This window comes from Marinomonas sp. UCMA 3892 (genome assembly GCF_012726345.1).
Lineage (GTDB): Bacteria > Pseudomonadota > Gammaproteobacteria > Pseudomonadales > Marinomonadaceae > Marinomonas.
The window spans coordinates 259850-273854 of record NZ_PTXN01000001.1 but is presented as its reverse complement, the minus strand read 5'-3'; the positions used below and the strand labels follow the sequence as shown (position 1 = coordinate 273854).

Genomic DNA, 14005 nt, shown 5'->3' with positions numbered 1-14005 from the left:
GGTAATGGTCAGATCGGCATTGTCTCATATTGGGGACTTAATCGCAGTTTCCTTAGCTTTTTCCAGCGCTTCCAATCCATTAGATGCAGTGGCAATAATGTCAATATTGCCTTCCAACTCCAAACGAGCCTGCAAACCATCCAAAACAAGGGTGTGATCATCAACCAGCAAAACACGTAATAGAGATGGCAACATTGTCATACGTTAACTCTTTTTATTATTTCAATATGAAAGGATAATCGATTATCTGATAGGTAAAACTGCATATGTTCGAAGTTTCTGCCTTTTCAAGACTTAATATAATGCGCCACTTTACTCTGAAAACCCACAAAAACAAAAAATCGGGATATGAAAAACACCCGATTTCTTTGAATACTAGCTCACTATTAAGCTGTTAATTTCCTACTAGAAAGTTCTTATAAATAATACTAATCCAAATAAGGCCATATAACACCAATGAAAGAAGAACGGCCGAAGAACCTAAATCTTTCGCTCTACCTGACAGCTCATGCCACTCGAAACCAATTCGATCAACTACAGCTTCTAGCGCAGAATTTATTATTTCAACTAATAGCACTATCAATATAGCACCATTAAGTAAAGCTAATTGAATGAGGTCTGTTGCAACAAAAAAACTGACAGGAAACATAACGACGGCTAGTAATAATTCCTGTCGGAAAGCAGCCTCATATTTGTATACCGCCTTAAACCCTTGCATAGAACATCGCCCAGCCTTAATAATTCTTCCTATACCACTACCATTAGACTTAAGAACATTATTTTCCATCTCTTCATTTCCTTTCGTATTAAATTTCATAAATTAGTTCTCACGGCAAGAGCTAAATATATCTAGCTCTTTCTTATATATTTTCGTCTCTATATTGTTAATACCCAAAACAGAGTGAAACAAATTATCCTGGGAAATAGGTTGTTCGCTTTTTTCTATCAAACATGAAACACTTACTCGATTAGCAGCTTGATATTCTTCAGAAAACCAAAGTAGGAATGGAATATGTGTCTGTTCAGAAGGTGCTATAAAGTAAGGCGCACCATGCAAATACATATTATTCTCACCTAAAGATTCACCATGATCTGAAAGATATATCATTGATGTATTGTAAGTTTTCGACTGTCTAATTAAAAACTCAATAACTTCATTTAAAAAGTGATCTGTGTATAAAAGAGAATTGTCATAAGCATTTGTAATCTCCTGTTGTGTACAGGTTTGCAATTGATTGGTTTTACATACGGGGGTAAATTTTTCAAATTCTTGTGGGTAGCGTTGATAATAAGCAGGTCCATGACTTCCTTTTTGATGTAATACAATAAAAACATCTTGATTAAAACTTGCGACTTTTTCATCTAGTTTATTTAGAAGAATCTCGTCGAAACACTCCTTACTATTACACCAAAATTCGTTATTTTCTTTACTCAACTCATCTGTTGGAACCCGATCGCATACGCCTTTACAACCGGAATTATTCTCCCGCCATAAAACAGAAACACCTACTCGCACAAGCACATCTAATAATCCTTCAAATTCTTTTGATTTTGACGGGCTATAGTCTGTTCTCTCAAACTTAGAAAACATACAAGGCACAGAGACTGCTGTTGATGTTCCGCAAGAAGATACATTGGTAAAATTGATAACATCACGCTTTTCGAGCTTTGGATTAGTCTCGCGACTATAGCCATTGAGTGAGAAATTAGCAGCACGAGCGGTTTCACCAACGACCAAGACAGTCAAATTATGCTTTCCGTTAGCTGCTAGCATTGTTAATTTTTCAGCGTCTAAAGCAATGGCTTTTGGCGGATTTTTTTCGGAACCGAATACGCTAGAAGCATAAGACGCCGTTGCATAAATAAAATTAATAGGATTTATCAAATGCCTAAAATGACGATTATTACGAAAAAAAGAAGAGTAATCTTGATAAAAAGTCATGAGTATCAAAATTATCACCAACAGGCTAGAAACACCACTAATTAGCCGGCTAAGTAACTCTTTTGATACAGAGCTCTGTTTAATTCTAACCTGCCAGACAATAACTGACGGCACTATGCCAAAAAGAAATATATAGGCGAAGAATCTAATTGATAGTAACTCAGATGCTTCAGACACATCAGTTTCAAATGTATTCTGAACCATATCCCTGTCAATCAAAATACCATAAGTATCCATAAAATAACTGGCACCTGCGGCCAAATATAAAACAACAAGTGCAATAGGCTTTTGAATATATGGAAATGTTGTAACAAGCAGCAACAGGTTAATAAAAGCAACGAGCAGAATAAATAACGAAAAGAAAAAACTAATATTCCATAAAGACATAGAATAAGGTAGGTTAAATACATTTTTCCATAGTGAAAAATTATAAAATAGCACCAGTATAGCTGCTAAAATAAGACTAAAAACACTGGCACTTAAAGTTATTTTTTTCGGAAGTTGTAATACAACTAATGGCCACTTCCGCATGAGCCTGACTGCAAAGAAAAAAAACTGACTGACGTATTTACAACTGGCTAACATATCTCTTCTCTATATCCATTTTAATGGATAGAAATATGCCTGATTCGTTGCCTTAGTTATGTCGTGTTAATGTCCTATGAATGTCCCTCCATTGTAATGCAGTGTCGTCGCTATGTATTAGAACAACGAGACATAACAAAATAGTAGATAAAGCCTAACAATAAGCACCAGTCGTCAGATCTTTGAAAACTCATTTTAGAGTTCACAAAGGTTCATCACAGCTTGATGTTTAGAAAACGTTTAATAACATAATTTCAATAGCGATTAATAAAACTATCCTACAGGCCAAGTCACTAACATTCTGGTACCACCATACTCACTACGAAGGACACTCACCCTACCACTATGCTGGCGGGCTATCTGTGCGACAATAGCCAAACCTAAACCATACCCTCCAGTTTCTCGATTACGACTCACGTCAAGTCGAGTAAAAGGTTCAAATATGTGTACGGCCTGCTCCTCAGTAATGCCATGACCATCATCATCGACCCATAACTTATATTGTAGATCCTCTATGCTGACCCCAATTGCTATAGTCGTTTGAGTATATTTGTCCGCATTACTCACTAAGTTACGTAATAATCGCGACATTAATTGTGGCTCCATCTCCACTAGTAAGCCTTTAGTTGGCAAGCTCAAGCTTATTTCTGTATTAATTTCTGTCGCGAGATGTCGCTGTTGTTTCAGTAACCAGTCGGCAATATCAATTTTTTCGAGCTTCAGTAGCGGCTCTGAATTCTCAAGTTTGGTATAACTCAGTAGTTCATGAACCATCTGATCCATATCATCTATGTCAGCACTCATGCCTAACAAGTGTTGATTTATTAGATTTCTATCCGATGTATCAGCAACCATTTCTAATTGAAATCTAAGGCGCCCAATAGGAGAACGTAGCTCATGTGAAACGGCATTTATTAAATTTCTTTGGCTTTCAAAAAGCCGCTTCAGCCGCTCAGACATCAAGTTAAATGTTGCATTAAGGTTACCCAATGCTAAAGCCCCTTCTGGTGCCCGAATATCAAAGTTCCCCTGACTAAATGAATTGGCAACATGCTCTAGCTTCACTAATCGATATTGCATACCCAACACCCAAAACAAAGCAAAGCCAAAAAATATAAACAGTGGAAAATATTCAAAAGCCAGCAATATAAACTTAGCCATTTCGCTCTCTTGCATTGGGCCAATTTTTACAACCATATTAGGCGCAATGAGACGAAAATGAAGATCCTTAGAGGAAGAAGGCCAAACAGGAATGCCCTGCTGAAGGTCGCTAAGCTGAGTTTCAGTCAGTATCAACTGCTCCAAAGGAATGATTTCTATTGGGATATTCGAAGAGGTATTTATATCTTGTAGCAAAGTTTTCAACTCTTCACTAGAAAGAGTGTGGTAAAGTGCTTTCACTAACATGAAATCAGTTTGATAATCACGAGTTTTATCCTCTTTCAGCTCCTCATGAAAAATCCTATTGAAAAACATTTCGTTTCCTGTTGTACAAACAAAAAACAAAACTATTAACGCCAAGTACATGCCAATAAACTGTTTTAGTAAGGTTTTACCAAAAAAATTAGATTCAGATGATGCCAGTTTAGAAGACTTAGGCCGTATAACACTGTCATGGGTCTGTATTAATTGATCGTCTTTAGTCATTCGTTTGCCACTGATCAGTAATAAAAAGATAACCTTTACCGCGTACAGTAATTATTCTACGAGGTAACCCATTGGTATCACCTAGCTTTTTTCTCAATGAAACAATTTTGTTATCAATTGAACGGTCTAAACCATCATATTCAATTCCACGTAACGACTGGCTTATTTCATCTCGTGACACTGTTTTCTCAGGGTTACTAGCAAGTAACCACAATAACTCAAACTCTGTTTCCGTTAGTTTGATTAACTCTCCTGCCAGCTCAACTTGTCTGCGCCCAATATTAATTTTAAGGCTATCGAAAATTAGTTGATCATTATTGATTGTGGAAGCTTGAGATAAAGGATTTGCTCTTTTTTCATCACGGCGTAACAGAGCTCTGACTCTAGCCAGCAATACCCGTGGATGAATAGGCTTATTAACAAAATCATCAGCCCCCATCTCTAATGCTGCGACCTGATCCATATCATCCCCGCTGGCTGTCAAAATCAAGAGCGCCCCTTGATACCAAGTTTGCAACCGCCTGCAGACTGTTAAGCCATCAAGATTAGGTAACATCAAGTCAAGAATAATGAGTTGAAGCTGTATTATTTCGGCCAATTCCAGCCCTTTCTGGCCATCATCGGCATGATGAACGACAAAACCTTGCTGACCTAAATAACTTGTTATTAATTCAGCAAGCTTAAGGTCATCTTCAATAAGTAAAATCGTACGAAATGGTTCATTAGTCATATGGATTTTTATCAATTAGTAGCTAAGATCATGGCCTGTGACAATAAACTATTATCTCAGTCCAGTAAAAGGTGATACACCTAAACTACCGTTTATCCTGCCACCACAATAAACTCAACTTAGCTTAATTTTTCTACAATACGTGTATCTAAAAAAGGCACTTTTATTAAATTGGCAATATTGCATAAATTCGTGTGCCCTTGTCTTTTTGTGACTCAATAAGGAAGTCTCCACCAATGAGTTCAAGCCGCTCGCGCATATTGATCAAACCAATCCCTGAACACAGATCTGATTTTTTCGAGATGCCTTTGCCGTCGTCCAAACACTCAAACATCACATGTCGATGAGATAGCAAAACTTGCAGTGAAATATTTTTGGCTTGAGCGTGCTTTTCAATATTGGTTAACGACTCTTGAGTTAGACGATAAACCGCAATCTCTATTTCATCAGGTAACTTAGTAGACACATCAAAACTATATGTGACCTGAATTTCAGTGCGTTCCATAAATTGATCAATCAAGGCTTTAAGCGCCGTATCCAAACCTAAATCATCCAATAAGGTTGGTCGTAAATTATGGGAAATCTGTCGCACCTCACTGATGGTCTGATTAATCAGATCTCCTGCTTTCGCCAATTCCTGATGAATCACTTCTTTTTCATGCCCGCGCTTTAATTTATTTTCCGCTAACTCAATACGAAACTTACAGCTTACCAATAATTGATTAATACCATCATGAAGTTCACGAGAAAAACCTCGTCTTTCATTAACTTGCAGACGCATGAAACGTTGAGCGAGTTCTTTTAGTCTTGAGTCCGCTAATTTGTGCTCATGAAGATTAATCGCCAAGCCTAACAAAATAACCAAAACCACAGTTACTACAACCACAGCAATCACAGTAAAAAAGCTGCGCTGAATATTGTCATTCATGGTGGCTTTGGTTTTGGCTAGCTCTGCGTAAATATCATCAAGATACAGTCCGGTGCCCATTATCCAATGCCACCGATCAATAGCGACTACATAGCCCAACTTATCTTCTTGCTTCATTAATGGCGGCTTTTCCCAAATGTATCTGTGATAACCACCACCCGCCTGAGCCGCGCGAATTAGGCCTTGGATTAAGTAGTTTCCAGTGCGATCCTGGAAGTTCCATAAATTTTTACCGACAAAATTCGGCTGAGTTGGATGGACTAAATTTATCCCAGACATTTCATAGGCGAAGAAATAACCGTCATCTTCGTAACTTAACCCTTCCAGAATTTTTTTCACTCTACTTTGTGCTTCAGCATCACTTAGCTGATCATCCTCCAATATTGGACGAATAGCTGACATAGCAATATTAACGTGATTCTTCAACGCCAACTTTTTAGCATTTACTAAATTGAATTCATAAATAGACAGCTCTTGCGAAGCTAATTCGCGAGCAGATTGAAAGCCCAGATAGGTAATGATGGCTGTCGCGACAATTAAAGGCGCAACGGCAAGGAGAATAATTTTACTTTTTAATCCCACGGATAAAGACCTTTTTTATTATTTTATACTGTCAAGATCATATATTTAACTCGTTCTTAGTATTCCTAAAATAGCAAAAAAGCGGGCAATACCCGCTTTTAAACTAGAGTCTAAACCATCTTAGAATCAGTCCATTCCATATAACTCAGGAAAAACCATAATACTGACCAAAACGAGGATCTGGATCAATATAAACGGCATGACACCTTTATAAATATCCATTGTTCTAATCGAACTGGGCGCCACTCCTTTTAAATAGAATAGACTAAAACCAAACGGCGGTGTTAAAAAGGATGTCTGTAGATTCATCGCAATCAAAATCGCGAACCACACCATATTGATACCCAATGCTTCGGCAACAGGGGCCAAAATAGGCACAATAATAAATGCGATTTCAACAAAGTCGATAAAGAAACCTAAGATCAAAATGGCAATCATGGCTAAGATAATAAAGCCCCATTTTTCACCAGGAAGATTCAGTAAAACCTCTTCGACAATCGCATCGCCACCCGTGTAACTAAACGCCATAGAGAAGGCGGTTGCGCCCATCAGAATAGCAAATACCATGGCCGTAACTTTTACTGTTTCCAGTCCACTGTCGTAGAGCATTTTCCAGCTAAATTGACGATAAATAAGCGCTAATACTATCGCGCCCATGCCACCTAACGCAGAAGACTCGGTTGGTGTGGCAATCCCTGTAAAGATCGAGCCCAACACAATCAACACCAAAGCCAAAGGCGGGATAATCGCTTTTAGTGCGCTGCGGATTTGTTGTGCGCGTGTTTCATTATCTAAATCCTGCGGCATAGCTGGCGCTAGCTCGGGTTTTAAAAAGGTAAGGATCAAGATATAAACAATATAGCAAGCAATTAAAATCATGCCGGGAAACAAAGCCGCATGAAAAAGATCGCCTACGGGAATACCCAAAACATCCCCCAAGATGATCAAAATAATCGATGGTGGAATGATTTGCCCCAAGGTACCAGACGCACAAATTGTGCCGCAGGCTAAAGACTTGCTGTAGTTGTATTTCAGCATTACTGGCAAAGAAATCAGCCCCATTGCCACCACACTCGCCCCAACCACACCAGTCGATGCCGCTAATAAAGCCCCAACAAGAATAGTAGAAATCGCCAAGCCGCCGCGTACTCCACCAAACAGTTTACCCATGGCTTCCAGCAATTGCTCTGCTAGCTTGGTCTTTTGCAACACGATGCCCATAAACACAAACAAAGGCACCGCCATCATTACCGTATTTTCCATGTAGCTTTGAATGCGGAACGGCATAAAAGCAAACATATCAAAACCTTCGGCAAAGACACCGAAAATCAAGGCCACACCACCAAAGGTAAAGGCCACAGGAAACCCCAGTAAAAGCAATACTAGGGCAACAAAAAACATGATTATTCCAATCATAAATAACCTACAAGCTTAAAATGGAGACAAGAATTAATGTTGAATAGGCGGATGTGAAAAACCTTCTTCACTTACGCCGCGCAGCACATTGATGCAGCGAATAATCATTCCTAATCCACTGATTGCCATAGAGAAAAAAGCAACAGGAATAACCGCTTTAATGATCCAACGATAAGGCAAACCACCTGGATCGCCACTGGTTTCACCAAGGGAAAAAGCCTCATAAGAAAAGCCTACACCGTAATAACCAACCAATATGGTGAAAGGCATTAGAAACACAACACAACCAAACAAATCGATCCAAGCTTTTCCGCGAATCGATAGATTTTCATAGATCAAATCCACACGTACATGACCACCATGCTGAATACCGTAAGGAATGCCTAATAAGAAAATCGCAGCATATAAATGCCACTCCAGCTCCTGCATACCGATCGACACATCGTTAAAGGCATAACGCATCAAAACGTCGTAAAAAACATTAAACAACAAGCCAATAAATAAGATGGTAGAAATAATACCCAGTAGATTCGAAAAACGAGTGATACCCCGTTCTAGGCCGATTAACCACATAACAAACTCCTAGAAAAGACAAAGGGCGAGGTCATACTAAGTACTCACTCACCCTGTCAGAGGTTTTATTGATCTAGACGGTCAACGCTTTCAAGATAAGCGCGATCGGAGATATTCGACCAAACACGTGCTGTTTTCATGTACGCAGCCTGAGAATCGATAATTTCTTTCGCTAATGGATCTTTCGCGGCTTCTTCCGTCAAAAGTTCGTCGTTGGCTTTTTTCATCGCATTCAAAACAGGTTGAGGAAAGGTTTTAACTTGAATATCTGGGTACTCAGACTTCATCGTCGCCCAGTTCACACCACTTTCATGGTAGCTCTGAATATACATATCATAGGCTGAAACCTTCATCGCTACGCGTAGAATTTCACGAAGATCGTCTGGTAACTTTTTCCACGTCCGTTCGTTCACAAGGAACTGAAGTTCCGTTGCAGGCTCATGCCAACCTGTGTAGTAATAAGGCGCAATTTTGTGGAAGCCCATACGCAAATCAAGTGATGGCCCTACCCATTCAAGCGCATCAATCGTGTTACGCTCAAGTGCTGTGTATAACTCGCCTGGTGGAATATTGGTTGGTTTTGCGCCTAGTTTTGCTAACACTTCACCGGCAAAACCTGGAATACGCATTTTCAGACCTTGTAGGTCCTCAACGGAATTGATCTCTTTTCTGAACCAACCGCCCATCTGTACGCCAGTATTACCACCTGGGAAAGAAAGCAAACCGAATGGTTGATACACTTTTTCCATCAACTTCATACCATCACCATAATAGAACCAGCCGTATTGCTCTGGCGCAGTCATACCAAAAGGCATAGTGGTGAAATAAACAGTATTAGGAACTTTACCTTTCCAATAATAAGACGCGGAGTGACCTAAGTCATACTGACCAGAACGCACCATATCAAACACACCCAAAGGCGCTTTATGTTTGTTAGCAGAATCGATGGTGATTTTAAGACGGCCACCAGACATTTCTTCTGCAATACGAACCATGTTCCTTGGTGCATCACCAAAGATAGGAAAGTTAGTTGCCCAAGTCTCGGCCATTTTTAATTTGTAGACTTTTTCTGCTGCGAAAGCAGGTAAAGAGAAAGCACTTAATGCTACTGCGGTTGCAGCAACAAGAGTTGTGAGTTTTAAGGATTTCATTGTTTTTATCATCCTGTAGTCTTATTTTTTATAATTTAAGATCGAGCAGGATTAATAATCGCGCGTATAGAAAGTGCAAACAATTCGTACGAATACCGACTTTATAAAGCGGAAACTACGTACTAGTCTCAGTATTAATACGTAGAATTAAACGAAGAACCTTCACCATAAAATTAATTTTCTGCCATTAACTCAACAATATAAGGCTCTATAGCATCAGCAAAAATTTTATACTGGCTAGCGTTGGGGTGTAAAAAATCACTCATGATATTACTGGTTAGGCGACCTTTTTCATCCAGAAAAACGTGATTAATGTCGTGGAAAAATACCTTTTTATCATCTGCATAGCTGCAAATAATCTGATTCACTTCGTTGTTCAACATACGCAGTTTCTGCGTTGGTTTCGCACTACGAGGGAAAATAGCCAAGAGCAGAACTTTTGTCTGCGGTAACTTTTCTGCCAATACAGACAAAATCTGCTTAATACCCAACGCTGTGTCTTCTGCTTTGTCCATGCAATGACCTGCGTTATTCGTACCAACTAATAAAACCAATAACTTAGGCTGAATATTATCGACTTCCCCATGGGCAAGTCGCCATAAAACGTTCTCGGTCTTATCGCCATTGAACCCCAAATTCAGTGCATTCCTTGGTTGATAAAAAGCCTGCCAAACATCCGCGCCTTCTTTCTCCCAAGCTTGCGTGATGGAATCCCCAAGGAATACTAAATCCACTCGCTCCATAGCATTTTTTTCGGCGAGCTTTTCCTCATGACGAGGCAACCACCAAATGGTTTCTTGTGGCGATGCCGTAACCGACAAAGGTTTTAACTGGCTAGTTTGCTTTTCCATCATAAATTACATCCTAAAAAGTGCGTGCCAGGAATTGGGTTGTAACTCACCGGATCACAAGGTTCAAAACCCAAACGAACGTACAGACGTCTCGCGGTTTCAAAGTCCGCCAAAACATCAAGGCACATGCGCTGATAGCCATTTTCCTTCGCTATCTCCATTAACTTATTCACCAATTTCTCGCCTAATTGATGACCACGTTCTGTTGGACGAACATAGACTCGCTTCATTTCGCAAACTTTCGCATCAACTCGGCGAAAAGCCCCGCATCCGACAACTTCGTTATCTTTCCAGATAAGTAAAACCACACCATTAGGAAGCGAGTATTTACCGTCTAAAGCAACAAACTCTTGTTCATTCTGCTGATATTCCAAGCTTACTGGTGCCGACGCGATATATTCACGAAAAATGGCTAATACACGTGCATTATCTTGTGAAAAATTGGCAGAGCGAATGGAAAACATCTTGTGTCCTTACCTTGAACTTTGATAGCCAAAATAATACAGACAAAACAATCTAAAAAACAAAGCTTAATAGATTCCTTTAAAGCTTTAAGGCAAAACCATACTCCTTTATCATCGCTGCATTCTAAAATGACACGATTAAAGAGATATAACACAGTGGGCATTGCTCTTTTTTACCTAAAAAAAACCATCGGCATGATACTTATGCCCATTCCCCTCACTTTGCTGGCCATGTGTCTAGCCTTGTTATTGATGAAGAAATGCCCGAAGTTCGCCAAGCTACTACTATTCTGCGGCATTCTTTTATTAGGCTTGACCAGCTGGAATCCTGTTGCTGACCGGCTTATCGCAACGGTAGAACACGGCTATCACATTTTTGATACCCAGCAAGCGGTTGATGTGATCGTCGTTCTTGGTAGTGGACATCAAAACCTTCCTAATACGCCTGCCGTTATGCAACTTGGTAGAAGTGCAATTTACCGATTAGAAGAAGGAATACGCATATTAAATGCGAACCCAACAGCCCAACTCTTTGTTTCTGGTTTCGGTGGCCACGCACAAAAAATGCGAGACGCGGCAATTGAGCTAGGTGTAAAAGCACAAAGGATCAAAATATTTCCAAAACCAAAAGATACCGAAGAGGAAGCCAACAGCATGAAACCTTATTTAGAAGGGAAAAATGCCGCCTTGGTAACGGAAGCCTCACATCTAAAACGTGCGTCTATCTTCTTCGAACAAGCTGGCATCAAGATTATTCCGGCTCCCGCCATGTATCTGGGTTCCGAAAAGAGCGACTGGCAAATCGACGCCACCGCCGCCTACAAAAGCCAACGCGCCTTTTACGAATGGCTTGGTCGTACTTGGCAATGGATTAAAGGCTAAAACTTATTTTGCCACTTTTGGAAAGCAGCTAAGTGATTCTCTGAAGCATCATGTAAGCGAATAAACACGTCTCTCACATCACTTGGTAAATCTTGTTTTAAAAAGCGTTCATACATCTCGATATTCGCGATTTCAGCTGCAACACCAACAGCAAATGTCTCGGCATAGCTCGCAGGCATCACCGCGCTTTCCACGCCACGATCCACTGGCAAGGCGAAGCCATACCGTTGAAACAAAGGCTCTAACCAAGAAATATGTCTTTCTTCGGCCTTAATGATATTAGTAAAAGGTTTCTGTCCACCAAAAGTACGAATCACCTCTTGGTATTCTCCTCGCGCTAAATATTCATCTTCCAAGGCATAACTCAGCATGGACTCCAACGTCAACACATCATCAGCTTCATTCTGCGCGCCAGCAGCACCATAGCTTTCAGCTGAAGCAATAGACGGAAAACAAACCATCACCCAAGAGACAAGTACACCACCCAACCATAATTTAACACTCTTCATTTCACTCTCCTATCCAGCAACAATGCCAGTTCAATAACAAATATTAGAAAATACTAATATATAAATTAAAGCACAGATGATCTGTTACTCCAGCAATTGAAGAGAATTTATTGATATAGGTCGTTAAATGGATGGAAAAATGATTCAGTAGAGTTGATTGTTATACGTCATGTCTCCTACTAGCATTTATACGACAAAGGACCTTATAAGGCTAAAGAATGAACTCTATAATCTCATACGACCTTGATGAAAAAGATAACCAAATATCTCACGATACTTGGTTGATGCAGCAAGTTAACGCAGCTTTCGATCGCATGGAAAACGGCCTTGCTGTATTTGTGTCGAACGAAGAAGCCAATGTTCAGATGGCTGAGTTTAAAAGGAAAATTCATGCTAAAAATAATCCTTTATAGTTACAGTGTCTTATAAATTAAAACCATAATGGCTGCCATCTGGTAACTCAACATCCAACGTTAGTTTGCCACCAGCACCTTCTACATAACGTTTTAAGGTAGATAGCTTTACATCTCGTCCTTTACGCTCCATACCTGCAATCGTTGGTTGCTTCACGCCTAGCGTGTTTGCTATATCCTCTTGAGTGATTTGCATGCGTTCACGCAACTGGGCGAGATGAATACCAAGTACCATGTCATCCGCTTTTTTACGGGCATTTTTTACTATTTCAGGCTTCTGATCTGAAATTAATTTATCAAGTGTTCTAGCCATTACTCACCTCGACTTTTTTGATTGGCTAACTTCCACAAATTTATAGGCTTAAAGCTATGTTTTCAATTCAAAAAAAAACAGCACCCACCTATGAGCACTGCTTATCCTTCATTCATAAGCTGAAATTATCGAAGCCAATATATTAATGCGAAACAGTAACCGAGTTTGGCAACGATTCCCCAACTCTCTCTTTGGCAATTTCAATCACTGCATGAGCAAGTTGTACCAAGGTGGCGAAGTTGGGCTTAGTTTCAGGTTTAAGAGAGCGATAAGCACTGGTTCGGCTTTTAATACCCGCTCTTGCGATCACAACGCCATGCCCAAATAACTCAACATAGGAACGAATAGCGGCCTGTAAAATATCTGGGCGACCTTCTGTCATGGAGTCCCATGACGCCTGTTTAATCACCTCTTCCATTTGCTCTACATCAAACCGCATAGCAGCAGCTTGATAAGCTCCTTTTACGATGCTTCGTAATGTGCTCGCAGTCAGTTCATTACCACTCCAATTCAAGGCTCCATCTGCAGTTAAAGCAAAGCGTTTAAAGTCTTTCACGTTAGCAAATGGTGGTTTTGAAAAGTAATCCGATAAGTCTGCCTCACCTTCAAATCCGTCACTAAAGGTTAATGCTAAGGTGTGATCTTTAACCCAATCAACATCAATAATTTTTAACATAAATCCTCCAATTTCCCCGGATTCTGACCCTTCACAGCTTTATTCCACATCTGCATAAAATTGCTCTCTATACATACTGATATGAGTTTTAGCACGTTTACGCTGTTTATTAGGTAAATACCCTTCTAAACATTCACCGGTTTCTATGGCAATAATCAATTCGTAACCACCATATTTCACGTGTAAATGCGGTAGCTTGTGCTGTTGATTATCAAAAAAATATAAGCAAAACGACAATCCTAATAACGCATCGATTTCAGGCATCCTTACCCCTCGATATTTATATAGGTAAAACTATAGAGCAGTCTCTCAAAAGAGACAAATATATTTTGTAAACAAAAAA

17 protein-coding genes are annotated in these 14005 nt (G+C 39.7%); 2 read left to right on the top strand and 15 right to left on the bottom strand.

All coding sequences use genetic code 11. From position 1 onward, the window contains the following. Nucleotides 1–24: 24 nt before the first annotated feature. The 11 genes from B6N13_RS01430 to B6N13_RS01380 form a co-directional block, all read right to left on the bottom strand. Entirely contained in the window at nt 25–201 is a 177-nt protein-coding gene (locus B6N13_RS01430) for a hypothetical protein (protein ID WP_248280188.1), read from the bottom strand. Between the two features lie 193 nt (nt 202–394). After that, on the bottom strand, nt 395–817 hold the full coding sequence (locus B6N13_RS01425) for a diacylglycerol kinase (protein ID WP_169458230.1): 423 nt from the start codon (nt 815–817) through the stop codon (nt 395–397). 3 nt (nt 818–820) lie between these two features. Next, nucleotides 821–2527 (bottom strand): phosphoethanolamine--lipid A transferase, encoded by a 1707-nt coding sequence (locus B6N13_RS01420; RefSeq protein WP_211172726.1) that lies wholly within the window; start codon nt 2525–2527, stop codon nt 821–823. A gap of 273 nt (nt 2528–2800) precedes the next feature. Further along, a complete protein-coding gene (locus B6N13_RS01415; protein WP_169458229.1) occupies nt 2801–4174 on the bottom strand; it encodes an ATP-binding protein in 1374 nt (457 codons plus the stop codon). Next, a complete protein-coding gene (locus B6N13_RS01410; RefSeq protein ID WP_169458228.1) occupies nt 4167–4904 on the bottom strand; it encodes a response regulator transcription factor in 738 nt (245 codons plus the stop codon). The genes B6N13_RS01415 and B6N13_RS01410 overlap by 8 nt, the downstream gene beginning before the upstream one ends. A gap of 166 nt (nt 4905–5070) precedes the next feature. Then, a complete protein-coding gene (locus B6N13_RS01405; protein ID WP_169458227.1) occupies nt 5071–6414 on the bottom strand; it encodes a cache domain-containing protein in 1344 nt (447 codons plus the stop codon). 126 nt (nt 6415–6540) lie between these two features. Next, nucleotides 6541–7830: a TRAP transporter large permease subunit gene (locus tag B6N13_RS01400; protein ID WP_169458226.1), complete on the bottom strand. Its 1290-nt coding sequence runs from the start codon at nt 7828–7830 to the stop codon at nt 6541–6543. A gap of 33 nt (nt 7831–7863) precedes the next feature. After that, nucleotides 7864–8403 carry a TRAP transporter small permease subunit gene (locus B6N13_RS01395; RefSeq protein WP_011978501.1) on the bottom strand — a complete coding sequence of 180 codons (540 nt, stop codon included), beginning with the start codon at nt 8401–8403 and terminating at the stop codon, nt 7864–7866. A gap of 65 nt (nt 8404–8468) precedes the next feature. After that, complete coding sequence (locus B6N13_RS01390) at nt 8469–9554, bottom strand: TRAP transporter substrate-binding protein (RefSeq protein ID WP_011978500.1); 1086 nt, start codon at nt 9552–9554, stop codon at nt 8469–8471. Nucleotides 9555–9727: 173 nt separating this feature from the next. Continuing rightward, nucleotides 9728–10408 (bottom strand): GDSL-type esterase/lipase family protein, encoded by a 681-nt coding sequence (locus B6N13_RS01385; RefSeq protein WP_169458225.1) that lies wholly within the window; start codon nt 10406–10408, stop codon nt 9728–9730. Further along, entirely contained in the window at nt 10405–10869 is a 465-nt protein-coding gene (locus B6N13_RS01380) for a GNAT family N-acetyltransferase (protein WP_169458224.1), read from the bottom strand. The genes B6N13_RS01385 and B6N13_RS01380 overlap by 4 nt, the downstream gene beginning before the upstream one ends. A 204-nt stretch (nt 10870–11073) precedes the next feature. Between B6N13_RS01380 and B6N13_RS01375 the strand changes: the two genes are divergently transcribed. Beyond that, on the top strand, nt 11074–11751 hold the full coding sequence (locus B6N13_RS01375; protein WP_248280187.1) for an ElyC/SanA/YdcF family protein: 678 nt from the start codon (nt 11074–11076) through the stop codon (nt 11749–11751). Here the strand turns inward: B6N13_RS01375 and B6N13_RS01370 are convergent. After that, entirely contained in the window at nt 11748–12260 is a 513-nt protein-coding gene (locus B6N13_RS01370) for a DUF2202 domain-containing protein (RefSeq protein WP_011978496.1), read from the bottom strand. The two genes, B6N13_RS01375 and B6N13_RS01370, sit on opposite strands and share 4 nt — an antisense overlap. Before the next feature lie 218 nt (nt 12261–12478). Here B6N13_RS01370 and B6N13_RS01365 point away from each other — a divergent pair, with 218 nt between their 5' ends. Beyond that, nucleotides 12479–12673, top strand: coding sequence for a hypothetical protein (locus B6N13_RS01365; RefSeq protein ID WP_011978495.1), 195 nt, complete (start codon nt 12479–12481; stop codon nt 12671–12673). A gap of 10 nt (nt 12674–12683) precedes the next feature. On the opposite strand, the gene B6N13_RS01360 is transcribed toward B6N13_RS01365, so the two are convergent. The 3 genes from B6N13_RS01360 to B6N13_RS01350 form a co-directional block, all read right to left on the bottom strand. Next, on the bottom strand, nt 12684–12986 hold the full coding sequence (locus B6N13_RS01360) for a helix-turn-helix domain-containing protein (RefSeq protein ID WP_011978494.1): 303 nt from the start codon (nt 12984–12986) through the stop codon (nt 12684–12686). Nucleotides 12987–13128: 142 nt separating this feature from the next. Beyond that, entirely contained in the window at nt 13129–13662 is a 534-nt protein-coding gene (locus B6N13_RS01355; RefSeq protein ID WP_169458222.1) for a DUF2442 domain-containing protein, read from the bottom strand. Between the two features lie 39 nt (nt 13663–13701). Further along, nucleotides 13702–13926, bottom strand: coding sequence for a DUF4160 domain-containing protein (locus B6N13_RS01350; protein WP_248280186.1), 225 nt, complete (start codon nt 13924–13926; stop codon nt 13702–13704). Nucleotides 13927–14005 lie beyond the last annotated feature (79 nt).

Excerpts from the sequence above, each read along its gene's own strand:
- B6N13_RS01430 (WP_248280188.1), bottom strand. The coding sequence starts at position 201 with ATGACAATGTTGCCATCTCTATTACGTGTTTTGCTGGTTGATGATCAC.
- B6N13_RS01425 (WP_169458230.1), bottom strand. The coding sequence starts at position 817 with ATGAAATTTAATACGAAAGGAAATGAAGAGATGGAAAATAATGTTCTT.
- B6N13_RS01420 (WP_211172726.1), bottom strand. The coding sequence starts at position 2,527 with ATGTTAGCCAGTTGTAAATACGTCAGTCAGTTTTTTTTCTTTGCAGTC.
- B6N13_RS01415 (WP_169458229.1), bottom strand. The coding sequence starts at position 4,174 with ATGACTAAAGACGATCAATTAATACAGACCCATGACAGTGTTATACGG.
- B6N13_RS01410 (WP_169458228.1), bottom strand. The coding sequence starts at position 4,904 with ATGACTAATGAACCATTTCGTACGATTTTACTTATTGAAGATGACCTT.
- B6N13_RS01400 (WP_169458226.1), bottom strand. The coding sequence starts at position 7,830 with ATGATTGGAATAATCATGTTTTTTGTTGCCCTAGTATTGCTTTTACTG.
- B6N13_RS01395 (WP_011978501.1), bottom strand. The coding sequence starts at position 8,403 with ATGTGGTTAATCGGCCTAGAACGGGGTATCACTCGTTTTTCGAATCTA.
- B6N13_RS01390 (WP_011978500.1), bottom strand. The coding sequence starts at position 9,554 with ATGAAATCCTTAAAACTCACAACTCTTGTTGCTGCAACCGCAGTAGCA.
- B6N13_RS01385 (WP_169458225.1), bottom strand. The coding sequence starts at position 10,408 with ATGATGGAAAAGCAAACTAGCCAGTTAAAACCTTTGTCGGTTACGGCA.
- B6N13_RS01380 (WP_169458224.1), bottom strand. The coding sequence starts at position 10,869 with ATGTTTTCCATTCGCTCTGCCAATTTTTCACAAGATAATGCACGTGTA.
- B6N13_RS01375 (WP_248280187.1), top strand. The coding sequence starts at position 11,074 with ATGCCCATTCCCCTCACTTTGCTGGCCATGTGTCTAGCCTTGTTATTG.
- B6N13_RS01370 (WP_011978496.1), bottom strand. The coding sequence starts at position 12,260 with ATGAAGAGTGTTAAATTATGGTTGGGTGGTGTACTTGTCTCTTGGGTG.
- B6N13_RS01365 (WP_011978495.1), top strand. The coding sequence starts at position 12,479 with ATGAACTCTATAATCTCATACGACCTTGATGAAAAAGATAACCAAATA.
- B6N13_RS01360 (WP_011978494.1), bottom strand. The coding sequence starts at position 12,986 with ATGGCTAGAACACTTGATAAATTAATTTCAGATCAGAAGCCTGAAATA.
- B6N13_RS01355 (WP_169458222.1), bottom strand. The coding sequence starts at position 13,662 with ATGTTAAAAATTATTGATGTTGATTGGGTTAAAGATCACACCTTAGCA.
- B6N13_RS01350 (WP_248280186.1), bottom strand. The coding sequence starts at position 13,926 with ATGCCTGAAATCGATGCGTTATTAGGATTGTCGTTTTGCTTATATTTT.